This is a genomic window from Thiococcus pfennigii, assembly GCF_016583835.1.
Lineage (GTDB): Bacteria > Pseudomonadota > Gammaproteobacteria > Chromatiales > Chromatiaceae > Thiococcus > Thiococcus pfennigii.
Genome location: NZ_NRRW01000041.1, coordinates 1 through 24,342, shown reverse-complemented (window position 1 = coordinate 24,342; position 24,342 = coordinate 1). Strand labels below are relative to the sequence as shown.

General features: G+C 70.6%; 20 protein-coding genes and 3 tRNA genes. 16 read left to right on the top strand and 7 right to left on the bottom strand.

Translation table 11 applies throughout. The annotated features are described in order from the left end of the window. Positions 1-103: 103 nt before the first annotated feature. From rlmH to pmbA, 8 genes are all read left to right on the top strand, one after another. On the top strand, positions 104-571 hold the full coding sequence (rlmH, locus tag CKO41_RS12995) for a 23S rRNA (pseudouridine(1915)-N(3))-methyltransferase RlmH (protein WP_200382584.1): 468 nt from the start codon (positions 104-106) through the stop codon (positions 569-571). Then, on the top strand, positions 546-1,181 hold the full coding sequence (locus CKO41_RS12990) for a Maf family protein (RefSeq protein ID WP_200382582.1): 636 nt from the start codon (positions 546-548) through the stop codon (positions 1,179-1,181). The genes rlmH and CKO41_RS12990 overlap by 26 nt, the downstream gene beginning before the upstream one ends. Before the next feature lie 228 nt (positions 1,182-1,409). Then, positions 1,410-2,864, top strand: a complete 1,455-nt coding sequence (rng, locus tag CKO41_RS12985) for a ribonuclease G (protein ID WP_200382580.1) — start codon at positions 1,410-1,412, stop codon at positions 2,862-2,864. Continuing rightward, positions 2,864-6,838: a YhdP family protein gene (locus tag CKO41_RS12980; RefSeq protein WP_200382578.1), complete on the top strand. Its 3,975-nt coding sequence runs from the start codon at positions 2,864-2,866 to the stop codon at positions 6,836-6,838. Before rng ends, CKO41_RS12980 begins: the two co-directional genes overlap by 1 nt. Before the next feature lie 331 nt (positions 6,839-7,169). Continuing rightward, positions 7,170-7,376, top strand: coding sequence for a hypothetical protein (locus tag CKO41_RS12975; RefSeq protein WP_200251493.1), 207 nt, complete (start codon positions 7,170-7,172; stop codon positions 7,374-7,376). Positions 7,377-7,760: 384 nt separating this feature from the next. Continuing rightward, on the top strand, positions 7,761-8,594 hold the full coding sequence (locus tag CKO41_RS12970) for a carbon-nitrogen hydrolase family protein (RefSeq protein ID WP_200251490.1): 834 nt from the start codon (positions 7,761-7,763) through the stop codon (positions 8,592-8,594). Positions 8,595-8,739: 145 nt separating this feature from the next. Next, positions 8,740-10,182, top strand: a complete 1,443-nt coding sequence (gene tldD / locus CKO41_RS12965) for a metalloprotease TldD (RefSeq protein WP_200251488.1) — start codon at positions 8,740-8,742, stop codon at positions 10,180-10,182. Positions 10,183-10,255: 73 nt separating this feature from the next. Beyond that, a complete protein-coding gene (pmbA, locus tag CKO41_RS12960; RefSeq protein WP_200251485.1) occupies positions 10,256-11,605 on the top strand; it encodes a metalloprotease PmbA in 1,350 nt (449 codons plus the stop codon). 41 nt (positions 11,606-11,646) lie between these two features. Here pmbA and CKO41_RS12955 read toward each other — a convergent pair whose 3' ends face one another. Then, on the bottom strand, positions 11,647-12,066 hold the full coding sequence (locus tag CKO41_RS12955; protein WP_200251482.1) for a rubrerythrin family protein: 420 nt from the start codon (positions 12,064-12,066) through the stop codon (positions 11,647-11,649). Between the two features lie 208 nt (positions 12,067-12,274). Here CKO41_RS12955 and CKO41_RS12950 point away from each other — a divergent pair, with 208 nt between their 5' ends. The 6 genes from CKO41_RS12950 to CKO41_RS12925 all read left to right on the top strand — a co-directional run bounded on the left by CKO41_RS12950 (position 12,275) and on the right by CKO41_RS12925 (position 18,429). Then, positions 12,275-12,736, top strand: coding sequence for a c-type cytochrome (locus CKO41_RS12950; RefSeq protein ID WP_200251480.1), 462 nt, complete (start codon positions 12,275-12,277; stop codon positions 12,734-12,736). A gap of 235 nt (positions 12,737-12,971) precedes the next feature. Continuing rightward, positions 12,972-13,688: a Crp/Fnr family transcriptional regulator gene (locus tag CKO41_RS12945; RefSeq protein ID WP_200251478.1), complete on the top strand. Its 717-nt coding sequence runs from the start codon at positions 12,972-12,974 to the stop codon at positions 13,686-13,688. 255 nt (positions 13,689-13,943) lie between these two features. Beyond that, complete coding sequence (locus tag CKO41_RS12940) at positions 13,944-14,912, top strand: SLAC1 anion channel family protein (RefSeq protein WP_200382576.1); 969 nt, start codon at positions 13,944-13,946, stop codon at positions 14,910-14,912. 77 nt (positions 14,913-14,989) lie between these two features. Then, complete coding sequence (locus CKO41_RS12935) at positions 14,990-15,388, top strand: DUF6858 family protein (protein ID WP_200251474.1); 399 nt, start codon at positions 14,990-14,992, stop codon at positions 15,386-15,388. A gap of 268 nt (positions 15,389-15,656) precedes the next feature. Further along, positions 15,657-16,646, top strand: a complete 990-nt coding sequence (locus CKO41_RS12930) for an adenosine kinase (RefSeq protein ID WP_200251472.1) — start codon at positions 15,657-15,659, stop codon at positions 16,644-16,646. 28 nt (positions 16,647-16,674) lie between these two features. Further along, a complete protein-coding gene (locus tag CKO41_RS12925; protein WP_200382575.1) occupies positions 16,675-18,429 on the top strand; it encodes a hypothetical protein in 1,755 nt (584 codons plus the stop codon). Positions 18,430-18,622: 193 nt separating this feature from the next. On the opposite strand, the gene CKO41_RS12920 is transcribed toward CKO41_RS12925, so the two are convergent. From CKO41_RS12920 to CKO41_RS12895, 6 genes are all read right to left on the bottom strand, one after another. After that, positions 18,623-18,698: transfer RNA gene (locus CKO41_RS12920), tRNA-Gly, on the bottom strand. Positions 18,699-18,712: 14 nt separating this feature from the next. Continuing rightward, positions 18,713-19,339, bottom strand: coding sequence for a CDP-diacylglycerol--glycerol-3-phosphate 3-phosphatidyltransferase (gene pgsA, locus CKO41_RS12915; protein ID WP_200251501.1), 627 nt, complete (start codon positions 19,337-19,339; stop codon positions 18,713-18,715). 64 nt (positions 19,340-19,403) lie between these two features. Beyond that, complete coding sequence (uvrC, locus tag CKO41_RS12910; protein ID WP_200382574.1) at positions 19,404-21,224, bottom strand: excinuclease ABC subunit UvrC; 1,821 nt, start codon at positions 21,222-21,224, stop codon at positions 19,404-19,406. Between the two features lie 114 nt (positions 21,225-21,338). After that, positions 21,339-21,989, bottom strand: coding sequence for a response regulator (locus CKO41_RS12905; protein WP_200251466.1), 651 nt, complete (start codon positions 21,987-21,989; stop codon positions 21,339-21,341). A gap of 104 nt (positions 21,990-22,093) precedes the next feature. Then, positions 22,094-22,181, bottom strand: a tRNA-Ser gene (locus CKO41_RS12900). A gap of 243 nt (positions 22,182-22,424) precedes the next feature. Continuing rightward, positions 22,425-22,501, bottom strand: a tRNA-Met gene (locus CKO41_RS12895). A gap of 686 nt (positions 22,502-23,187) precedes the next feature. Between CKO41_RS12895 and CKO41_RS12890 the strand changes: the two genes are divergently transcribed. Both CKO41_RS12890 and CKO41_RS12885 read left to right on the top strand, forming a co-directional pair. Continuing rightward, positions 23,188-23,661, top strand: a complete 474-nt coding sequence (locus CKO41_RS12890; RefSeq protein ID WP_242464313.1) for a DUF5063 domain-containing protein — start codon at positions 23,188-23,190, stop codon at positions 23,659-23,661. Positions 23,662-23,824: 163 nt separating this feature from the next. After that, positions 23,825-24,199, top strand: a complete 375-nt coding sequence (locus CKO41_RS12885; protein ID WP_200255015.1) for a HesB/IscA family protein — start codon at positions 23,825-23,827, stop codon at positions 24,197-24,199. Positions 24,200-24,342 lie beyond the last annotated feature (143 nt).

Sequence of the window (24,342 nt, the reverse complement as noted above, 5' to 3'; positions counted from 1 at the left end):
CGCCCGGTTGCGCCCCGCCTGGGCCGATCGGCTATCCTACGGCCCCGCAACGCCACGAGGCCGCCGTGTCCCGCACCCCGCAGACCAACGCCGAACGCCGCCCATGCGCATCCACCTGCTGAGCGTCGGGCGACGCATGCCCCCCTGGGTGCAGGCCGGCTTCGAGGACTATGTGCGGCGCCTGCCGCCGGAATGCGCGCTGCGCCTCGTGGAGATCGAACCCGGCCAGCGCGGCCGCGGCAGCGCCGAGCGGGCCCGGCGCGAGGAGGGCGAGCGGCTCCTCAAGGCCGTGCCGAAGCGCGCCGCCGTCATCGCCCTGGACGAGCGCGGCGAGACCTGGAGCACCGCGCAGCTCGCCGGCGAGCTGCGCGGCTGGTTGGCCGGCGGGCGCGACCTGGCGCTGTTGGTCGGCGGGGCCGATGGCCTCGACGGCGACTGCCTCGCCCAGGCCGAACGCCGCTGGTCGCTGTCGCCGCTGACCTTTCCGCACCCGCTCGTGCGGGTCATCCTCGCCGAGCAGATCTACCGCGCCTGGAGCCTCGTCAATGGCCACCCCTACCACCGCGCCTGATGGGCGCGCCGAGGCGCCGGCACCGCAGATCTTACTGGCCTCGGGCTCGCCGCGGCGCCGCGCGCTGCTCGCCCAGATCGGCGTGCGCCACGCGGTGCGGCCGGTCGACGTCGACGAGACCCCCGCCGCGGGCGAGGCGGCGGCGGACTTCGTCCTGCGCCTGGCGCTCGCGAAGGCGCGGGCGGCGCTCGCCGACGCGCCACCGACCGAGCGGCCGCCGGTCCTCGCCGCCGACACGGCCGTCGTCGTCGACGGGGCGATCCTCGGCAAGCCGCGCGACCGCACCGACGCGCTGGCGATGCTCGCGCGCCTGTCCGGGCGCCGCCACGAGGTGCTGACCGGCGTGGCGCTGATCGCCGCCGGCATCGAGCGCACGGCGCTGAGCGCGAGCCGGGTGCGCTTCCGAGCGGTAAGCGCCGCCGAGGCGGCCGCCTATTGGGCGAGCGGCGAGCCGGCCGACAAGGCTGGCGGCTATGCGATTCAGGGCCTCGGCGCCCTCTTCGTCGCCGAACTCGCCGGCAGCTACTCCGGGGTCATGGGGCTGCCCTTGTTCGAGACGGCCGAACTGCTCGGCGCGGCCGGGATCCATTTGCTCGACGGCGCGGTCTAGAGTATCTAGTGAGGGCGGCCCGCCCGGGCCGCCCCAAGCAAAGGCCCGAAGAACGACCGCGGCACGAGGCGGCGGAACCGGCGCAAACGCCGGATAGGCCGGGGATGGACCCCGACCCGTCGCCGACCGTCTCGTCTACTCGCCACTCGCCATCGCTTCGCTGCAACCGGCTCGTCCGCGGCGCGGGCAGCGACTTCGAGATCACGACAACGGAACAGGCCTGATGGCATGAGCGAAGAGATACTGATCAACGTCACGCCGCCCGAGACGCGCGTCGCCGTCGTCGAGAACGGCGTGGTCCAGGAGATCATCATCGAACGGACCGAGCGCTGCGGCCTGGTCGGCAACATCTACAAGGGCCTGATCTGCCGCGTGCTGCCCGGGATGCAGGCGGCCTTCGTCGACATCGGCATGGAGCGGGCCGCCTTCCTGCACGCCTCGGACATCATCGGCGCCGAGGGCGAGCCGCGCAGCGACCACATCAACGACCTGGTGCGCGAGGGCGACACCATCGTCGTGCAGGTCATCAAGGAACCGCTCGGCACCAAGGGCGCACGGCTGACGACCAATATCTCGCTCGCCTCCCGCTACCTGGTGTTCATGCCCTCGCTCGGCAACACGGGCGTGTCGCAGAAGATCGAGGACGAGGAGGAGCGCAAGCGGCTGCGCGAGATCCTCCAGGCGCGCGTCGACGCCGACCCGGCGACCGGCGGCTACATCGCCCGCACCGCGGCCGAGGGCATCGACGCGGAGATCATCGACCGCGACATGGTCTTCCTGGCCAAACTCTGGCGCGGGATCCGCGAGCGGGCCGAGACGACGAGTGCGATCGGCCTGATCCACGACGAGCTACCGCTCGCGCTGCGCGCGCTGCGCGATCTCGTGACGCCCGAGGTCGAGCGGGTGCGCATCGACTCGCGCGCCACCGTCGAGCGGGCGCGGCCGTTCGCCGCCAAGTACATCCCAGAGATCGGGGGGCGCATCGACTACTACCAGGGCGAGCGCCCGCTGTTCGACCTCTACGGCGTCGAGGACGAGATCCAGAAGGCCCTGCAACGCAAGGTCCAGCTCAAGTCGGGCGGCCACCTCATCATCGAGCAGACCGAGGCGATGACGACGATCGACGTCAACACCGGCGCCTTCGTCGGCCACCGCAACCTCGAGGAGACCATCTTCAAGACCAACCTCGAGGCGGCGCAGGCCATCTGCCGGCAGCTGCGGCTGCGCAACCTCGGCGGCATCATCATCATCGATTTCATCGACATGACCGAGGAGGAGCACAAGCGCCAGGTCCTGCGGGCACTGGAGAAGTGCCTCGCCCGCGACCATGCCAAGACCCACATCTCCGAGGTCTCGACCCTCGGCCTCGTCGAGATGACCCGCAAGCGCACGCGCGAATCGCTCGAGCACGTCCTCTGCCAACCCTGCCCCTGCTGCTGCGGACGCGGTTCGGTGAAGACCGCCGAGACCGTCTGCTACGAGATCTTCCGCGAGATCCTCCGCGAGGTGCGCCAATTCGACGTCGAGAGCCTACTGGTGCTGGCCTCGCAGGAGGTCATCGACCGACTGCTCGACGAGGAATCGGCCCATCTCGCCGAGCTGGAGGCCTTCGTCGGCAAGCCGGTCCGCCTCCAGGTCGAGGCCCTCTACACGCAGGAGCAATACGACGTGGTGCTGATCTGATGACCCGCCGCCCCGCCGCCGCCCGGCTGGTTCGGGCACTGCTCGCGCTCGGTCTCGTGGCCGGGCTCGGCGGGGTCCTGCTCATCGCCGCGCTGCACCTGTATCTGCCCCGGGCGGAGGGGCTGCGCGGGCCAGTTGCGGGCTGGATCGAGGCGGCGGTCGGCTATCGGGTCCAGGCCGGGGACATCGCGCTCGTGGGGCACGGTCTCGGCGCCCGCCTGGTCGTCTCGGACCTCGCCCTGCTCGACCCGGCGAGCGGTGCGACCCGATTGCGCGCCGCGCGCCTCCAGCTCGACCTCGACGTCCCGGCGTCGCTGCTGGCCCGCGCACCGCGCCTCGACGGGGGGGCGATCGACGGCGCCCAGGTGACGGTGCGCCGCGAGGCCAACGGGCGCCTGGTCATCCCGGGCCTCGACCGCCTGGCCATCGACGACGGCAAGCTCCAGGAGTACTTTCTGAAGCACGGCGACCTGCGTGTCGACGGGGCGCGACTCCACTGGCACGGCGCCCCCGGGGCCGCGCCGCGGCCGCTCGGCGACCTGACCCTGACCCTCGAGAACCGTGGCCGCCGCCACCGCCTGACCCTCGATGCCGTCCCGGCCGGCGCGCCAGGGCTGGCCGGGCGCCTCGTGCTGCGCGCCGACCTGCGCGGCGCAGCGGCGAGCCCCGGCGACTGGCGCGGACGGCTCGCGCTCGAGGCGAGCGACCTCGCACTGCGCGACCTGGCCGACGGCCCGATCCCCCGCGAACGACTCCCGGCCGGGCTCGCCGACGCGCGCGGGCGCCTCGACCTGCGGGGCACAGGCACCTGGGACGCGGGCACCCTGGCCTCGATCGAGGCCCGCTTCGACCTGCGCAAACTGACCACGGACGCAGCCGCGACACCGATCGAGCGCCTGAGCGGGGCGCTGCGCTGGCGCGCCGAGGCGACCGGCTGGCAGGCGCGCCTCTCCGACATCGGGCTCGCCCAAGGCGCCCAACGCTGCAGCGGCGACGGCATCGACCTGCGCCTGACCCGGGGCGCGCGCGGCCGCCTCCTCGAGGCGCAGGTCGCACACCTCGACCTAGCGCTCCTCGATCGCCTGCTGCGACTCGCGCCGCCCGAGGCGGGCATCGCCGCCGACCTCGCGCGGGCCCGGATCGCCGGGCGCGGCGAGGCCCTCGCCCTCGCACTGACCCTCCCGGAGGCGCCGAACACCGCCGCCGACTGGCGGCTGCGCGGGCGCCTCATCGACCTGACCACGGCCCCCTCCGGCGCGATCCCGGGCGTCGCGGGCCTCGACGCCTTCGTCGATGGGGGCCCGGCGGCCGGCCACGGCCTGCTCGCGGCGAACGACCTGACCCTCGACATGCCCGACCTCTTCCGCGCCCCGCTCGCCGCCAGCCGCCTGGCCGGGACCATCCGCTGGGGACGCGACGCGCAAGGCCAGATGGTCATCGAGGCGCCGAGGCTCCTGGCCGAGAACGCCGACATCGCGACCCTGAGCCAACTGACCCTGCGGCTCCCGACCGCCGGCGGCCCCGAGATCGCGCTGCGCACCCACTTCCGCAATGCCGAGGTCGCGGCGATCCCCCGCTATCTGCCGGTCGGTATCATGAATCCGAGGCTCGTGCGCTGGCTGGACCGGGCCCTGCCGCGCGGTCGGGTACCGGCCGGCGACCTGCTCGTGCTCGGGCCGCTCGCGGCCTTCCCGTTCGGCCAGGGCGAAGGGCGTTTCGAGGTCCTCTTCGACGTCGAGGACGTCGAGCTCAGCTACAACCAGGACTGGCCGTCGATCGTCCAGGCGGACGGCCGGTTGCGGTTCCTGAACCGCCGCCTCGACATCGAGCTCAGCGACGCCCGCACGCTGGATACCGCCCTCGGCCCCGTCCACGCGGCGATCCCCGACCTGATCGATGCCGAGCGTGTCCTGATCCGCGGTGCGGGCCGCGGCCCGTTCGCCGACGGCCTGCGCCTGATCGAGGCGTCGCCGCTCGCCGAGCGGCTCGGCACGCTGGGCGAGGCCTTCGCCGCGACTGGCCCGATGCACCTCGACCTCGACCTCGCCTACCCGCTCGACGACGAGGCACCGATCGCACTGCGTGGCGAGGTGACCTGGCCGACGCCCGACGCGGGCCTGGCGGTGGTCGGCACCGACATCGCCCTCGCGGGGCTCGGCGGGCAACTCGTCGTGACCGCCGACGGGGTCGCCACCGAGCGGCTGACCGGGCAGATCTGGGACCAGCCGGTCACGCTGCGCATCCACCCGACAGGACCCGATGAAGAGGCGACGCGGGTCGAGGTCGAAGGAACCACGCCGATCGCTGAACTGGCGCGCCGCCTCCCGAGCGGACCCTGGTCGCTCGCCGCCGGCCGCCTGCCCTGGCACCTGGACCTGACCTTCGAGCACCAGGATCTGGAGGCCCACTCGCCACCGCTCGACTGGGAGTTGACCTCCGACCTCGCTGGCGTGCGCCTCGACCTGCCGGCGCCGTTCGGCAAAGACGCCGCGACGATCAGGAGGCTGCGCCTGACGGGCAAATCGGCGCCGAGCGACGCGCGTCTGACGATCGACGCCACCCTCGGGGCGCTGGCCGCCCGCCTCGACCTCGCCGAAGGCGACGGCGCGCGCCTGACGCGCGGCAGCGTCGGGGTCGGCCGTCCGGCGCCGGCGCTGCCGGACGGCCCCGGGCTCGTCGTCGCGGGGCAACTGGACGCACTCGACGTCCCGGCCTGGCTCGCCTGGGCACAGCGCCATGACCTCGCCACTGGACCGGGCGGCCCTTTGCCGCTGCGCCGGCTCGACCTGCGCATCGCCCGACTCGACCTCGGCCCGGCGACGAGCCACGACCTGGAGCTTCATGCCGAGCGCCACCCGGGACGCTGGCAGGCGCGGATCGACACCGCCGAGCTCGCCGGCGCGCTGACGCTGCCGGATCAGACCCGGGCGACGCCGATGGAGATCCGACTCGAGCACCTCGACCTGGCCGAACTGCTTGTCCGACAGGACGACGCGGAGCCGCCGCGACCGAGGCCGCCAGGGCGCGCCCGACTGTCCGACCCGCGCACCGCGCGCCCCTTCACCCTCGAGGTGGCGCGCCTGCTCTGGCGGGGCGAGTCGCTGGGCCAGGCCGAGGTCCGCTCCTTCACGGTGCCGAGCGGGCTGGTCTTCGACCGCCTCTCGATCGGCGGACCACCGGCGACGCTCTTCGGCTCCGGCGAGTGGGTCGTCGGCGATGACGGTCTCCCCCGCACCGAACTGACCCTCCGGGGCAGCGGCGCCGACCTCGGTCGCATCCTCCACACGGTCGGCTACGGCTCGGTCCTCGACGCGGCCCCGACGACGGCGCATCTCGACCTCGGCTGGCCCGGCGGCCCGGACGATATCCGCGTCGCGACCATGGCCGGACGCCTGAGCGTCGAGATCGGCGCCGGACGCCTGCTCGCGGTCGAGCCGGGCCTCGGCCGGGTCCTCGGGATCCTCAACCTCGGCGCCCTGCAGCGCCGTCTCGCCCTCGACTTCAGCGATCTCTACGGCAAGGGCTTCAGCTTCGAGCGCATCGACGGCGAACTGGCGATCGGCAACGGCTCGGCGCGCATCGATCGCTTCCGGATCACCGGGCCCTCCGGCGACATCGACATCGCGGGCCGTGCCGACCTGATCGACGGGCAGCTCGAGCAGGTGGTGACGGTCACCCCCGAGATCGGCTCCGGGGTGGCGCTGGCGAGCGCCGTGGCTGGCGGGCCGTTGGTCGGGGCGGCCGTCTACGTCGCCGATCAGGTCGCGGGCGACGTCGTCGACCGCCTGATCCGCTACCGATACCGGGTCACCGGCCCCTGGGCCGACCCGACGATGACCCGTAGCGACCGGCTCGGGAGCCTGCTGTCGGGGCTCGCCGGCGGCGGCACCGAGGTCCGAGCCGGCGAGACCGCCGCGTCCGCCGACGCAGCGCCGCCGAGCGAACCGCCGAACCTATTTCTCGATCCCCCCTGATGCCGCGACCCTGTGCCCCCGCCTCCGAGTCGCCGCCCGGCGCCAGCGCGATTGGCACTGGCCCCATGCCGCGGAATACAATCCCCGCCATTTTGCGGCGACCATCCGACCGGCGGCCGTGCCGCCGGGCGGTCGCCACGCGAGACCCGACGCGGCGACCGTGCCATCGGCGACGATGCCGGCCCGGAGTCCTGCCGCGCACCCTCGGCCCGCGCCCTCACGCCGGGGGCGAGGGAGGGATGGAGCGCCTGCGGCGCATTGCTACAGTGGCCATTACCCGGCGTGCGCATCCCGCGTAGACGCCTCTTCGCAAGAGAACTGGAGAACCAACATGATCTTGATCGGGCACGCGGTGCTGTTCCTCTTGAGCGGCCTGAGTGGATATCTGATGGCGAACGAGCAGAAGGACACGCTCGGATTCTTCCTCCTGATCGGCTCGGCGGCGGTCGGCTTCTTCGTGCTGGGCTGGACGGCCCTGCTGCTCGTCATCGCCGGCGTCTTCCTCGGCACCCGGATCAAGGAACGCCACTCGACTTGAGGTGCCGCCAACGACATCGGCCGGTGAGGGCTTGCGGGGACCTTGAAAAGATCGTCATTCGGGCGATTTCTCGATACGCGAACCGCAAGTGCGTTTTCCGCTTCGCTTCATCTTCGGTCCTGTAGACGACTGAAGGTGGGGCCTCCTTGCCCCACGCGAGCACCTTGAACCTTCGGGGTGTCCTTCCTGTGTCGCGGCGGCCGATGGTATCTTTCGAGGGTGACCTCGTTGGGCGACGCGCCATGGGCACGAGGGGCGCGAGAAGAGACGGGGCCTGCCTGTCCCACGCCGGCGCCACGGAGCCTTCCGCGGGGCCCGGATCCCACAGTCATTGCGCCGACGCCCAGCGACCGAGTTCAAAGGGCGGGCCGGACCTGATGTCAAATGAAGACGACGAAGAAGAAACTTGCCGCGGTACAGATGGCGTCCGGTCCCAACGTGACGGCCAACCTGCTGGAAACCGAGCGGCTCGTCCAGGAGGCGAGCGAGTGCGGCGCCGGCCTCGTCGTGCTGCCGGAGAACTTCGCGTTCAAGGGCAAGCGCGACCACGACCAGCTGGCGCTGCGCGAGGAACCGGGCACGGGTCCATTACAGGACTTTCTCGCGCGCATCGCCGCCAAGTACGGCATCTGGCTGGTCGGCGGCACGGTGCCGCTGAAGACCCGAGCGGACGACCGACTGCGGGCGGCGAGCCTGGTCTTCGACGCGCACGGCCGCCAGGTGGGTCGCTACGACAAGATCCACCTCTTCGACGTCAACGTGCCGGGGACGAACGAGCGCTACGAGGAATCCGCGACCATCGAGCCGGGCGAGGAGGTCGTCGTCCTCGACAGCCCGTTCGGCCGCCTCGGCGTCGCCGTCTGCTACGACCTGCGCTTCCCCGAGCTGTTCCGCTGCATGCTCGATCAGGGCGTCGAACTGCTCGCCGTCCCCTCCTCGTTCACCGCGATCACCGGCAAGGCGCATTGGGAGAGCCTGGTGCGGGCCCGCGCGATCGAGAACCTGGCCTACGTGATCGCCGCGGCCCAGGGCGGCTACCACATGGACGGGCGCGAGACCCACGGCCATAGCATGATCGTCGACCCCTGGGGGGCGATCCTCGGCGAGGTCGCCCGCGGCCCGGGCTGCGTCTGCTGCCCGTTCGACCCGGACCTACAGGCCACAGTGCGACGCAACTTCCCGACCATCCATCATCGCCGTTTGAAATGCCACCCGTGAGGACGCACCCTGTGGATCAATAGGGTATGCGAACGGGGCCGGCCGCCGGAGGGCGGCGCGCCCCGATCCCCGCCCACCAGACCCATCTCACCGCGGCGACCCCGAGACGCACCGCGGCCAGCCGGAGCGAGCACCGAACCTCACCATGAGCGACCCCATCTCGATCGCCCGCCAAGGCATCCTAGAGCCCGCGGGCCTCACCGACGGCGACCTGGACCGCCTGTGCGGCGCGTTGCGCGCGCCGGCCATCGACGCCGCCGACATCTATTTCCAGACCAGCCGCCTGGAGTCCTGGGTGCTGGAGGACGGCATCATCAAGGACGGCAGCTTCAACATCGAGCAGGGGGCCGGATTTCGCGCCGTGAGCGGCGAGAAGACAGGCTTTGCCTACTCGGACGAACTGCACCTGCCGGCCCTCGAACAGGCCGCCCAGGCCGCCCGGGCGATCGCCCGGGGCGGCCAGCAAGGGCGCGTGCGCATCGACGGGCTGCCAGTGCCGCACCGCCTCTACGCGCCGCTGAACCCGATCGAGAGCCTGAGCAACGAGGAGAAGGTCGCCCTGCTCCAGCGCGTCGATGCCGAGGCGCGGCGCCTCGACCCGCGCGTGCGCGAGGTGGTCACCAGCCTCGTCGCGGCGCAGGACACGGTGCTGATCATCGCCGACGACGGCACCCTGGCGGCCGACGTGCGCCCACTGGTGCGGCTCAACGTCAGCGTCATCGCCGAGGAGCACGGGCGGCGCGAACAGGGCACGAGCGGCGGCGGGGCACGCGCCGAACTCGGCTACTTCCTCGCCGCGGACCTGGCCGTCGAACTGGCCCGCGAGGCCGTGCGCCAGGCCCTGACCAATCTCGAGGCCGGCGAGGCCCCCGCCGGCACCATGACGGTGGTGTTGGGCCCCGGTTGGCCGGGAGTCCTGCTGCACGAGGCGGTCGGCCACGGTCTGGAGGGCGACTTCAACCGCAAGGGCACCTCGGCCTTCGCCGGGCGGCTCGGCGAGCGGGTCGCCGCCCCCGGGGTCACGGTCGTCGACGACGGCACCCTGCCCGGGCGGCGCGGCTCGCTCAACATCGACGACGAGGGCACGCCGACCCAGTGCACGGTGCTGATCGAGGATGGCATCCTGCGCGGCTACATGCAGGACAGGCTCAACGCCCGGCTGATGGGCCTGGCCCCGACCGGCAACGGGCGACGCGAGTCCTACGCCCACCTGCCGATGCCGCGGATGACCAACACCTACATGCTGGCTGGCGACAAGGACCCCGCCGAGATCATCGCCTCGGTAGAGCGCGGCCTCTATGCCGCGAACTTCGGCGGCGGTCAGGTCGACATCACCTCCGGCAAGTTCGTGTTCTCGGCGAGCGAGGCCTACCTGATCGAGGGTGGACGGATCGGCCGCCCGGTCCGAGGCGCGACCCTGATCGGCAACGGGCCCGACGTCCTGACGCGCGTCAGCCTGATCGGCAACGACCTGGCCCTCGACCGCGGTGTCGGCACCTGCGGCAAGGAGGGCCAGAGCGTGCCGGTCGGCGTCGGCCAGCCGACGCTGCGCATCGATGGCCTCACGGTCGGCGGCACCGGCGCCTGAGGGGCGCCGCCACGACCCGTCCAGCCAACCGGCCGCTCACCCGGCCACCATGTCAATGCCTGAAGGAAGCCCAATGGCCCACTTTGTCCTCGAGGATCCGCAGGGCCGCCTCGGCCAGTTGCGGGACAGCGTCGCAGCGATCCTGACCGAGGCCGCCCGCCAGGGCGCCACGGCCGCCGAGGCCGCCGTCAGCACCCGCGCCGGCCTGGAGGTGGCCGTGCGCCTCGGCGAGGTCGAGACGATCGAGCACACCCGCGACAACGGCCTCGGCGTGACCGTCTACTTCGGCCATCGCAAGGGCTCGGCGAGCACCTCGGACCTGAGTCCGGCGGCCCTGCGCGAGGCCGTCGCCGCAGCCTGCGCGATCGCCCGCTATACAGAGGAAGACCCCTACGCGGCCCTCGCCGACGCCGAGCGGATGGCCGGCGCCATACCCGACCTCGACCTCTATCACCCCTGGGCGATCACCGCCGAGGACGCGATCGCGTTGGCCGTCGCCTGCGAGGACGCCGCGCGCAGTCATGACCCGCGGATCACCAACTCCGAGGGCGCGAGCCTCTCCTCGCACTGGGGGCTTCAGGTCTATGGCAACAGCCACGGCTTCATCGGCGGCTACCCGACGACCCGCCACGGCCTGAGCTGCGCGGTCATCGGCGAGGCCGACGGCGGCATGCAGCGCGACTATTGGTGGTCGACGGCGCGGGCGCCGCAGGACCTGGAGGAGGCGGCGGCGATCGGCCGACGCGCCGCCGAGCGGACCCTGGCCCGGCTCGGGGCGCGCCCGATCGCGACCCGCCAGGCACCGGTGCTGTTCCAGGCCGAGGTGGCCGCCGGGCTCCTGCGCCAGCTGATCGGCGCGATCCAGGGTGCGAGCATCTATCGGCGCGCGAGCTTCCTGCTCGATCGGCTCGGCGAGCCCGTCTTCCCGTCGTTCGTGCACATCCACGAGCGCCCGCTGCTGCCGCGCGGCCTGGCCAGCGCCCCGTTCGACGGCGACGGCGTCGCGACGGCCGACAAGGACCTGGTCCGCGACGGCATCCTCCAGACCTATGTGCTCGACAGCTACGCGGCCCGCAAGCTCGGCATGGAGACGACCGGCAACGCCGGGGGCGTGCGCAACCTCGCGATCGACATGGGCGAGCTCGACCGCCCCGCGCTGCTGCGCGAGATGGGCACCGGCCTCCTCGTCACCGAACTGATGGGGCACGGCGTCAACCTGGTGACCGGCGACTACTCGCGCGGCGCGGCCGGGCTCTGGATCGAGGGCGGGGAGGTCAAGCACCCGGTCGAGGAGGTCACGATCGCCGGCAACCTCGCGGAGATGTTCGCCGGCCTCGTCGCCGTCGGCAACGACTGCGATTTCCCGGGCAGCACGCGCACCGGCTCCTGGCTCATCGACCGGATGACGATCGCCGGGACCTGACGCGACTCGGGTCGGCAAGGCCGCACCGAGCCTTCGGAGCTTCAGGGTTCGAGATGCTCGAGGGCCTTCTGGAACCGGCTGGCGTGGCTGCGCTCGGCCTTCGCGAGGGTCTCGAACCAGTCGGCGATCTCGTCGAAACCCTCCTCGCGGGCGACCCTCGCCATCGCCGGATACATCTGAGCGTGCTCGTAGAGCTCCCCCTGGATCGCCGAACGAAGGTTCTCGGCCGTGGTCCCGATCGGGGCGCCGGTCACAGGGTCGGCAATCGTCTCGAGGTACTCGAGATGGCCGTCGGCATGACCGGTTTCGCCCTCGGCCGTGGTGCGAAAGACGGCCGCGATGTCGTTGTAGCCCTCGATGTCGGCCTTCGCCGCGAAGTAGAGGTAGCGCCGATGCGCCTGGGCCTCGTCGGCGAAGGCGGTCTTGAGGTTCTCTGCGGTCCTACTGCCCTTGAGTTCCATCGTGGTCTCCGTTGCTCGATCGGTGTCGTGGGGCCCGAGAACCTACTCCGGGCACCCGGGCGGCGAAGATCGGCGCCCCCGAACGGCCCGTCGGGGCCGCCGTCGACAGCTGGCTCCGGCGCCGGTATCCAGCCCCTCCGACCGGAGGATCGCCACAGGGATATGTTAAGCTCGCGGCCACATAGCAAGCGATAGAAGGAGCAAAGCCATGCAGAAGCACCTGATTGGCGCCGCCGTCGGCGTCGCCACCCTCGCCCTGGCTACGACCGCCGCGGCCCAATTCAAGCCCGAGGAGCTGATCCAGTATCGCCAGGCCGGCTATTCGTTCATGAGCTGGAACATGGGCAAGATCAAGGTCAACCTCGACCGCGACTACAACCAGGCGCAGGTGGCGGGCGCGGCGAACGCCATCGCCGCGATCGCCAACTCCGGCATGGGCGCCCTTTACGCGCCCGGCACGGAGCGGGACATCGGCGATGTGAAGACCAACGTGAAGCCGGCCTTCTTCGAGAACCCCGAGGACGTCCGCGACCTCGCGATGGACTTCAACCAGAAGGCCAACGCCCTGGCCGAGGTCGCCCAGGGCGGCGACCAAGAGGCGGTCCGCGCGGCCTTCGGCCAGGTCGGCGAGGCCTGCAAGGCCTGTCACGACAAGTACCGTGCCGACTGACGTCCGCCGAGCGATCGGCTGAGATCCAGGCCGCCCCCGGGCGGCCTTTTTGCGTCGCGCCCAACGACGCCGCAGGCACCCGACCAGCGCCGGCCGGACTGCCGCCGATCTACCACATTCCCAACCTGGTGAAAAGACGCAAGCGAGCGAATCTGTAGACCCCGTCTTCGGTTAGACTGGCACCCTATCCGGACTGGCTGCCCAGTCCGCCACTGCAGTTGGGCCCTATTCATCCATGACGAAGAAGATCTCCATGCGCGAGGCCTGGTCTGGCGCCGCGGACTGCCGCCATTGCGCCCTGCGCGACAGCGTGCTGTTCGCGGGCCTCACCGAGGAGGATTTCGCCCGCATCCACGAGCCGATCGACCAATTCGTGCTCCAACCGGGCACGACCCTCTATCACGCCCGCGACTCGGGCGAGTTCCTCTTCACGATCCGCAGCGGCGCGCTCAAACTGGTCCAGTACTTGAGCGACGGTACCCAGCGGATCGTACGCATCGTCCGGGGTACCGATGTACTCGGCCTCGAGGCCCTGCTGCAAGAGCCCTACCACCATGACGCCGTAGCGCTCCAGCCGACCGAGGTCTGCCGCTACCCGGCCAAGCTGGTCGGAGAGCTCAGCCGCGACAACCCCAACCTGTATCGCGAATTGATGGCCCGTTGGCACCACGCCCTCTCGGAGGCCGACGCCTGGCTCACCGAGCTCTCCACAGGCGCGGCGCGCCAGCGGGTCGCCCGCCTGCTGCTGCGCCTCGTGCGAGACCGCGAGAGCAGCGCCTGTCAGCTCTTCAGCCGCGAGGACATGGGCGCAATGCTCGGCATCACCACCGAGACGACGAGTCGCACGATCGCCGAGTTCAAGCGCCAGAGCCTGCTCGTCGAGACGCGCCCCAACCTCTTCCTGCTCGACATCCCGAACCTGCACCGGATCGCCGACGGCGAGGTACGGTAGCCGACCCGCGGGCATTGACCGATTTCAATGCCCTAACTGGGCTTTTCGACGAGGATCGCCGCGATTCGACGGCCCGGCGTGGCGTCTGACCGAAGCAGCGCCGCACGGCGCGTGCCGGGGCAGGGGCACTGTCATCGTCCGGCGCGCCGAGCGACCGACGATAGAACGCGGTTGGAGACCACGCTTTCGGCCTTCGCGCCGATCCTCGCCCAGCAAAGCCACAAGGTCAGCGTCCCCCCAAGGCCCGGAGCACCGATGAGCGAACCCCACCCAGAATCCCGACTGGCCCACTTCCCGGTCGCCTTCTTCGCGATGGTCATGGGCCTCACGGGGCTGGCCATCGCCTGGCGCAAGGCCGAGGTCGATTTCGACCTCCCCTGGTCGGTCTCCGTCGGCCTCGTCGCCGTTGCAGCGACGGTCTTCGCCGTACTCTCGATCCTCTTCATCGCGAAGCTGATCCTCCATCCGGCGGCCGTGCGCGGAGAACTCGCGCACCCGGTGCAGCTCAACTTCTTCCCGACCATCTCGATCAGCCTGATCCTCCTCGGCATCGCGATGTTGCCGCACCAGCCGCTGACGGCCGAGGTCCTCTGGCTGTTGGGGGCCGGGCTGCATCTGATCTTCACCCTCTACGTCCTCGGGGTCTGGATCCATCAGGATCGATTCGAGATCCACCACATCAACCCGGCCTGGTTCATCCCGGTCGTGGGCAACGTGCTGGTGCCGATCGCCGGGGTGCCGCTCGGCTTCGCCGAGCCTTCGTGGCTCTTCTTCAGCATTGGGATCCTGTTCTGGCTGGTGCTCTTCACGATCATCTTCTACCGGGTGCTCTTCCATCACCCGCTGCCGGAACGGCTCATGCCGACCTTCTTCATCCTGATCGCCCCGCCGGCAGTCGGCTTCATCGCCTACACCCAACTCACCGACAGCCTCGACCCGTTCGCCCGGCTGCTCTACTACAGCGGCCTGTTCCTGACGCTGCTGCTCGCCACCCAGATCAGGCGCTTCGTGCGACTGCCGTTCTTCCTGTCCTGGTGGGCCTATTCGTTCCCGCTCGCGGCCATCACCATCGCGACCCTGACGATGTATACGCAGACCGGGGCGGTGGCCTTCGTCGCACTCGGCTGGCTGCTGCTGGCGTTGGTCAGCCTGGTCGTCGCCTACCTGTCCCTGCGCACGGTCCTCGCGGTCGTCCGCCGGCAGGTCTGCGTGCCCGCGGCCTGAGTCGACGCGCATCCGCGGCGTCCGCCTCCATGCGCATGGAGCCGGCTTCCCATCCACATCTCTCGCGGGCCTGAATCATGAAGCAATCGCTGCGGCTGGAGGGCATCCCCGTCTACGCGCTCGAGATCGACCGCGACGAGACGCCCTACCAGTCGGTCGACGAGATCGTCGCCTACTTTCGGACTCGGATCGAGGCCCACGCCTATGCCTGCGTGGTCGCCGAGTTCGACCACCTCGCCCATACCCGCTCGCTGCCGACGGGCCAGATCGGCGACGGCATTCGGGCGGCGAAGAATCTCGTCTTCTGCTTCGGCCTGACCCTCCCAGACCCGCTCGCACTCGCGATGCGACCACGCTCGATCGGCATCGCCGAGACCGATCGCGGCTTCGTCGTCACCTTCCTCGAGGCCCCGATGCCGGTGGTGAACGCGGCGATGGAGGACTGGGCCAAAGGGCTGCTCGGCGACGCGCGATAGGCCGGCAGCCGGCCCGCAAACGGGCCGGGATGCGCGACAACACCCACCGGGGCACGCCCCCGCGATCGACGCCGGCGGACCGAGCGCACGGCGCACGCGCTTCAAGGACAGTCGACGGCCGTTTCGATCGGCGTTGGAGGCGGCGGCGCGGTACGGCGGGGGTGGCACGGCTCGCCCAGGCCGTTACACTGTCACCCTTTGCCCGCTGGCGGCGCCCCGGGTACCTGGCCCTCTCGAGGTCGTCGCCGCCCAGCCAGAAGGAGAGATCATGCGCAAATACCAAATCTATGCCGTCGGCAACGCCCTCGTGGACATGGAGTACGAGGTCACCACGGAGGATCTGGAGCGACTGGGGATCGACAAGGGCGTCATGACCCTGGTCGACGAGGCCCAACAACTCGAACTCATGGCACACCTCGCCGACCATGACCACAAGCGTGGCTCCGGCGGGTCGGCGGCGAACAGCGTCATCGCCGTCAGCCAGTTCGGCGGCAAGGGCTTCTATTCCTGCAAGGTCGCCAACGATCCACTCGGCCACTTCTACATGGACGATCTGATCGCCGGCGGCATCGACACCAACCACCACTGCGAGCGCGACGACGGCCACACGGGGCGTTGCGTCGTCCTGGTCACCCCCGATAGCGACCGGACCATGTGCACCTTTCTCGGTGTCAGCAGCGCGCTGTCCGAGCGCGAACTGGTCATCGAGGCGCTGCGCGACTCGGACTACTTCTACACCGAGGGCTACCTGGTGACCTCGGACTCGGCCCGCCGCGCCGCGATCGAGGCCAAACGGGTCGCCGACGACGCCGGCATCAAGACCGCCTTTTCCCTCTCCGACCCGAACATGGTCAATTACTTCAAGGACGGCCTGCTGGAGATGATCGGCAGCGGCGTGGACCTCTTGTTCGCCAACGAGGCCGAGGCGATGGGCATGGCCGGTAGCGACGACCTCGGCACGACGGTCGAGCAACTCAAGGCGCTCGCCCGCGAGTTCGTCATCACGCGCGGCCCCAAGGGCGCCCTCGTCTACGACGGCCAGGACCTGATCGAGATCCCGGCAGTCCCGGTCCGGGCGGTCGATACGGTCGGCGCCGGGGACATGTTCGCCGGTGCCTTCCTGCACGGCCTGACCCAGGGCTGGGGACACCGGCGCGCCGGCGAACTGGCCTGCGCCGCGTCCGCCAAGCTCGTGACCAGCCTCGGCCCACGGATCGCCGCCGAGGAATCTCAGGCGATCCTGCGGCGCTTCGCCTAGCGCCGCCAAGCATTCGGGCCGGCTCGCCGTGGCCAAGCCGGACGCGGCCGTCCGCGATTGGCTGGCGCGCATCGCGACGGCCGCCGACGAGGCCCCGGGCGTGCGGGGCCGAGACCTCCGCTATGTCCTGACGCGCCCGGGCGGAACGCCCGAGGCGCCCGGCTGGGCGGTCGCGCTGTACGAGGCCCGCGGACCGGGCGACTGCGTCGAGGTCGCCTTCGACGAGCCCCCGAGCGGACTCGCCGACGACCGGGACGACCCGATCCTGGCGCTCCTCGCGGGGCGGCCCGGCGACGGATCGCCGATCCCCCTGACCGGACGACTCGGCGCCCTGGCGCTTCAGCAGATGCTCGCCTCCGGCCGGCTGCACCTCCAGGGCGACCCCGGCCGTGCGCTCCGCCGCGGTGCGCCGCTCGCGACGGCCCTGCGGTGGGTGCGAGGGGGCGACGGCCGCTACCGGGTCGCGAGCGAACGCCACCCGCCAGCCGAGCTGCTACCGGTCACGCCACCCTGGTACCTGGATGCCGCGAGCGGGACCTGCGGCCCCCTCGCGAGCGGCCTGCCGGACGCGCTGGCCGCCACGCTGATCGCGGCACCGACCCTCACGGCCCGCGCGGCACGGATCGTCCGCGAGCGACTCGCCGCCCTACCGGTCGCCCTACCGCTGCCGGGCGAGGTCGAGGACATCGATCTCGGCATCGTCACCCCCATCCCCTGCCTGACCCTGGCGACGCAGCACGGGCCCTCGGCCCCGGCACGGGACCTCGCCTGGCTCGCGCTCGACTATGCCGGCCTCATGACGGCGCCGGACCCCGCCCAACAGGCCGCCCTCACCCGCGACGAGGCCGACCGAACGATCCGGCTGTACCGCGATCGCGAGGCGGAACTGCGCATCTGGTCGCAGCTCGCCGGGCTGCGCCTAGAGCCGCTCGTGCGCGAGGCGACTCGCATCGGTTTCCAGGCGCACGATGCGGCCGCCTGGAGACGGCTCATCCAGCATGACCTGCCGGCCCTGTACCGCGGCGGCTGGCGGATCCGCATCGAACCGGACTGCCGGCTGCGCGACCTCGCCGATGAGGACCGCGACGGCGAGCATCGGCGCTCGACGGCCCTCGACGGCGCGCAACGCACGCTCTACGAGACGCTGCGTACGACGGCGCTCGGGCGGATCCGGGCCGCCCTCGACGAGGCGGACGCCTCAGGCGCCCTGCGCCTATTGCGCGAGACGGTGCTGAGGCTGCGCCAGGTCTGCAACGAGCCACGCCTGCTCCGCCTGGCGGCGGCCCGCGGCATCTCACGCTCGGTGAAGCTCGACCTGCTGACGACCCTGTTGCCGCCCATCCTCGCCGAGGGCAGGCGCGTCCTCATCGTCGCCGACCCGCCCGCGCTGCGCCGCTTGATCGAGGCCCGCCTGGCCGAACAGGGGATCACTGCCCGTCAGCCTCGCGCTGGCACGCCGGCGCCGACCCGAGACACCGTCGAACTCGCGGGCACGCCGCGCGGCCGCAGCCGGCGCGCGCGCACCGGCGCCGACACGCTGATCCGCTACGCGCCGTGGCACAGGCCGAACACAGAGGATTGGGGAGGTCGAGGCCCGGAGGAAGGACCGGCACGCCTCTACGATCTGGTCACCGAGGGCACGATCGAGGACCGGTTTTCGGCATGGCAGGCGCGCTACCCGGCCATCGCCGAGGCCCTGATGGCCGGCGACCGCACGAACGAGCGACTGGCCGTGCGCGACCTGGAGCTGGCCGTCGCGGCCCTGCTCCAGCCGCCGAACTGACGGCGTGCGCCACGTGGCGGACCGCCGCCAGACCGGGGACGAACCTCGTCCTGCTTCAGGGTGGGCAGAAAGACGAAGGCCGCTGGCCATCTATCGCGGGACCCGCAACGATGACCAACGGCCTGCCTCTACTGGGTAAGGCGGCTCCCCGGCGCTAGCCGGCCGAGGAGCGACGACGCCACACCCAGGCATATGGAGCGGGAAACGAGACTCGAACTCGCGACCCCAACCTTGGCAAGGTTGTGCTCTACCAACTGAGCTATTCCCGCGTCGAGATCCGAAATTATAGGGGCTTCTCCGAATCTGTCAATACCTGAGCCGCCACCGCGTCGGCCTTGGCCTTGGCATGGACGCTGGCCGGCGCCGAGAGGCTCGGCCAGGCGGCCCGCAGGTAGACCATCATCGACCACAGGGTCAGGCAGGCCGCCAGATAGAGGAGCACGATGCCGAGCGAATAGATGGGTACGCCGACGACCGGGTTGCGCATCAGCAGCAGCGTGATCGCGACCATCTGGGCCGCCGTCTTGAACTTGCCGATCAGCGACACCGCGACCCGCGCCCGCGCGCCGATCATGGCCATCCACTCGCGCAGGGCCGAGACCGTGATCTCGCGTCCGATGATGACGGCGGCAGCGGTCGCCAGCAGCGGCGAGGGGTCGGCCTGAACGAGCAAGACGAGGGCCACGGCGACCATCAGCTTATCGGCCACCGGGTCGAGGAAGGCGCCAAACGGCGAGGTCTGATCCCAGCGGCGCGCCAGATAGCCGTCGAGCAGGTCCGTCAGGGCCGCGGCCGTGAAGATGCCGGCGCTCGCCAGCGGCGCCCAGGACGCCGGCCAATAGAATACGCCGACGAGCACCGGGATCAGCGCGATGCGCACCAGGGTCAGGATATTGGGGATATTCCACATGCGGAAGGGCTTCGTTCGTTGCACTCTGCTCCAACGCCGCCAGCCGCCATCCGGGGCCTCGGCATCACTCGCCCCCGCCGCGATGGAAGGCATCGTAGATCTGTTGCGCCAACTGGCGGCTGATCCCTTCGGTGCGGGCGATATCCTCGATGCCGGCCCGGCTCAGGCCCTGCAGGCCGCCGAACTGGCGCAGCAGGCGCTGGCGCCGCTTCGGCCCGATCCCGCGAATGCCCTCGAGGACCGATTGCGTGCGCGCCCTACCCCGCCGCTGTCGGTGGCCGGTGATGGCGAAGCGATGGGCCTCGTCGCGAATCTGCTGGATCAGGTGCATGGCAGGAGAATGGCTCGCCAGTATAGTCGGGAGCTTACGGCCGAACAACCAAAGCTGCTCCTGGCCCGGCCGGCGATCGGCCCCTTTGGCGACGCCGACCAGGGTCACGCCGCCGGCACCGAGTTCTTGCAGGGCCTCGGCGACGGCAGCGATCTGGCCACGACCGCCATCGATCAGCAGTAGGTCCGGCAACGGGTACTCGCCGCGCTTGATCCGCGTGTAGCGTCGGGTCAGTGCCTGCTGCATGGCCGCGTAGTCGTCGCCGGGCGCGACCCCCTCGATATTGAAGCGCCGGTAGGCCGACTTGCAGGGCCCTTCGCCGTCGAAGACCACGCAAGAGGCGACGGTACCCTCGCCGCCCGTGTGACTGACGTCGAAGCACTCGATCCGCTGCGGCCGCTCACCGAGATGCAGGGCCGCACGCAACGCGTCCAGGCGCCGGACATAGTCCGCCTCGCTGCCCAGGCGCGATTGCAGCGCCACCTCGGCGTTACCACGCGCGAGCTCCAGCCAGCGCGCGCGCTCGGCTCGCACGCGGGTCTTGATCGCGACCCGCCGGCCGGCGCGCTGGCCGAGCGCCTGCTCGAGGAGTTCCCGCTCCTCCGGGGCGGCGGTCGCGAGGATCTCGGCGGGGATCGGCTTGTCGGCATAGAACTGGGCGAGAAAGCCCCCGACCAGGGCCGCCTCGTCGGTGTCGGGCGGCGCCAGGGGGAAGAAGGTCTTGCTCCCGAGGTTGCGCCCAGCGCGGATGAAGAAGACCAGCACGCAGTGACGCCCGCCGCCCTGGGCGACGGCGACGATGTCGAGGTCGCCCCCTTCGCCGGTCACATACTGGCGCTGCCGAATGCGCTGCAGGGTCTGGATCCGGTCGCGCAGGACGGCGGCGCGCTCGAAGGCCAACGCAGCGGCCGCACGGTCCATCTCGGCGGCCAGATCCTCGATGACCTCCTCGGCGCGCCCCTCGAGGAACTTCACGGTGCGGGCGACATCCTCGGCATAGTCCGCAGCCTCGATCAGCCCGACGCAGGGGCCGCTGCAACGCTTGATCTGGTATTGCAGACAGGGGCGCGAGCGGTTGCGGAAAAAGCTGTCCTCGCATTGGCGAATCGGGAACAGCTTCTGGATCAGCTGCAGGGTCTCGCGCACCGCCGAGGCGCTCGGATAGGGGCCGAAGTAGCGGCCGGGGCCCTTGCGCGAACCGCGGTAGAAGGCGAGCCGCGGGAACGGGTCCTGGGTCGACAGGTAGATGTAGGGGTAGCTCTTGTCGTCGCGCAGCACGACGTTGAAGCGCGGGCGCAGCGACTTGATCAGGTTGCTCTCGAGCAGCAGGGCCTCGCCCTCGGTGCCCGTCACCGTAACCTCGACGTCGGCGACCTGGCCCATCATGACCTGCAGACGACGATTCAGCGCGCGGCTGAAATAGCTGCTCACGCGGTGGCGCAGGTTCTTCGCCTTGCCGACGTAGAGGACCTGACCGGTCGCGTCGAGGAGGCGGTAGACGCCGGGCGCCGTCGGCAGTCGGTCGAGGAGGGCGCGGGGATCAGGGGTCGTCATCGCGTCGGTGGCGCACGGGGCGGCGTCTCGCAGCGAAGGCCGGCGGACCGGGGGCGGCGGCTCGCCCGGCCAGGGACGCACGAAACGGTGCCGAAGTCAGATCGGCGCGGCGGCTCAGCCCTGTTCGTGGTCGTGGATCAACCCGAAACGATAGGCCAAACGGGTCAACTCCACGTCGGTCTTCACATCGAGCTTGTCATAGATCCGCTGGCGATAGGTGCTGACCGTCTTGGGACTCAACGAGAGGGTATCGGAGATCTCCTGCGTGCGGCGACCGTCGAGGATCATCAAGGCCACCTCGATCTCGCGCGAGGATAGCTCGGCGAACGGCGTCGTCGCGATCCCCTGCCAGTCGGCGAGCATGTGCTTACGGGCCAGCACCGAGTCGACGTACGGCTGGCCGCGCATCACCGCGCGGATCGCATCGATCATCTCCTCCGCCGGGCAGCCTTTGGTCAGATAACCGACAGCCCCGACCTCGCGCAGCCGCAGCGGGAACGGATCGTCGTCCATGACGGTCAACGCGACGACCTTGACCTCGGGCATCAGCCGCACCAGGCGGCGCGTCGCCTCGATACCGCCCATGCCCCCAGGCATGCTGATATCCATCAGGACCACGTCGGGATCGACCTTCTTCACCTGCCTGAGGGCCGAATCGCCATCGGCGGCCTCGCCGACGACCTCGATGTCGCCGGTCTGCTCCAGGATGCGCCGGATACCGGTGCGCACCAATTCGTGATCGTCCACCAGAAAGACTCGGATCATCTTGGTCGCATGGACCTCCCACGAAGGACCGCCGTGACGGACCGCCGGCGCTACGGCCCCGCTCGGACGGCCGTGCAGAGACCCGCTGGCGGGCCGCACCAAACTGGCGGAGAGGGAGGGATTCGAACCCCCGGAGGATTGCTCCTCAACGGTTTTCAAGACCGCCGCTTTCGACCGCTCAGCCACCTCTCCAGAAACGAACTCGACAGGCATCGGACATCGGCGCAGCACGCCCCTCTGCCTAGCGGCCAGGCACCCACTCCCGCGATTCCGTCCTGCGGGGCCGGCCAATCCCAAGGATACCCAAAGGCAAGGCGGAGACCAACCGCCAACGATTGGCACAGAGGACGGGGCGCCTCGCAACAGGCCCCAAGCCCAGGCCAACGAAAAAGGGGCCTGCCGCGACACCGCGACAGGCCCCTTTCTTCTCCAATGTGGTAGCGGGGGCAGGATTTGAACCTACGACCTTCGGGTTATGAGCCCGACGAGCTGCCTGACTGCTCCACCCCGCAATCGAGAAAGTAACTATACCGGGAATGCCTTCGGCGCGCAACCCCCTTCAACCAATTCCAGCAGGGCTGATCCGTTCTGCGGCCTTTTTCGTTGAGGGTGAAGGGTTGGCGGTCGATCCTCGACTGGGTGGTGCGCAGGCGAATGCTCGCCTCTCGCAGCGGTCGAGACGGCGGCCGCGGAGGCCCATCCCGCACGGCCGTGCCAATGACCGCGCGGCGCCGCGGCCCGTAGGTCGGGTTAGCCCCCCGCGGGGGCGTAACCCGACGGCCGACACCGTGGCGCCCGCCGAGGCCCCTGTCGGGTTACGGCGCGCGCAATCCTTTGTTTTACCCGGACCGCCGTGCCAGCGCGCCTAACCCGACCTACGGGCCGTGCCATCGGCGCAGGCGACGCCGGCGGATCAGCCGGCGACGCGGAGTCCGTCCAGGTCGACGTCGGGTAGCGGCGCGGCGTCCGACCCGCGCGCGCCACGTCGGGTTACGGCGCGCGCAAGCCTGTCCTTTGCCAGCGACCGCCGTACCGGCGCGCCGAACCCGACCTACGGGGCCGTGCCATCGGCACAGGCGACGCCGGCGGATCAGAACGGGTCCGCCGTGAGGGTTGAACGGGGCGGACCCTGACGTGGCGCTGGCATCGTCTACACTTCTCGGTGATGTCATCCCCGAGACACCGAACAACCCCCGCGATGGACCATGCCGTCGCCGCGATCGCCGGCCTGGCGGCCCGCTATTGCCGAGCGATCGAAGGCTCCGGCACCGAGCCCCAACGCTGGTTGGCGGAGATCGCCGAGTTGCTGCCGCGGCTGCACGCCGCGCTCTGGTCGCTGGACGCCCGCGATGTCCCGCGACGCCTCTGGGGCGAGGTCGACCTCGATGGCCGGTTCGAGCTCTATGCCCACCTCCTGACCCTGCTCGGCGAGCGCGATGGCTACTGGCTCGAATTCGATCGGCTCGACGGCGAGCAGGCGATGACCGGCAGCCTGGCCGATGATCTGACCGACATCTACTGCGAACTCAAGGAGGGCCTGGCGCTGCTCGCGGCCGCCCCGCAGTGGGCGATCCATGGCTGGTTGACCGGCTACGTCCATCATTGGGGCCAGCACTTGGTCGACGCGCAACGCCACCTCGCGGCCCTCTCGGCGCAGGGACGTCTGGATTGAGGGGGTTGAGCCTTCAGCCTTCAGCCTTCAGCCTTCAGCTGGCGGCTGGCGGCTGGCGGCTGGCGGCTGGCGGCTGGCGGCTGGCGGCTGGCGGCTGGCGGCTGGCGGCATCCTTTGTTACCATTGCCCGCTAGTCCTAGTCTTTTCGTTGGAGATTCCCAGCATGCATGCGGCCCTGACCCAGCAGGACCTGTCCCTGACTGCCCCGGCGCAGCAGAAGATGAGCGAATTGTTCGAGCAGGTCGACGACAATATCCAAGGGGTGCGGGTCTATGCGACGCCGGGCGGTTGCAGCGGCGTGGCCTTCGCGATGACCTTCGCCGACTCGATCAACGGGGATGACGGCGTCCTCGAGTGCGGGGGCTTCAAGGTCATCGTCGACGGGGAGACGCTCGAGTACCTGCGCGGCGTCGAGATCGATTTCGTCGATCGCGGCGACGGCCAGGCGACCTTCATCTTCAACAACCTGCCGCAGATGGGCGGTGGCTGCGGCAGCTGCGGTTCGTCCTCCGGCGGGGGCTGTTCGTCGTCGCACTGACGGCGAGGCCCGAGCGCGCCGGCGCCGGGGGCGGACGAGACGAGAAAGCGGCCACGGCCGCTTTCTTGCTTTCGGTCGCGGCGGCGATCGCCCCGACCCGCATCGCCCGAGCGAGACCGGCCCCCTCTCCCGAGACCCCCAGA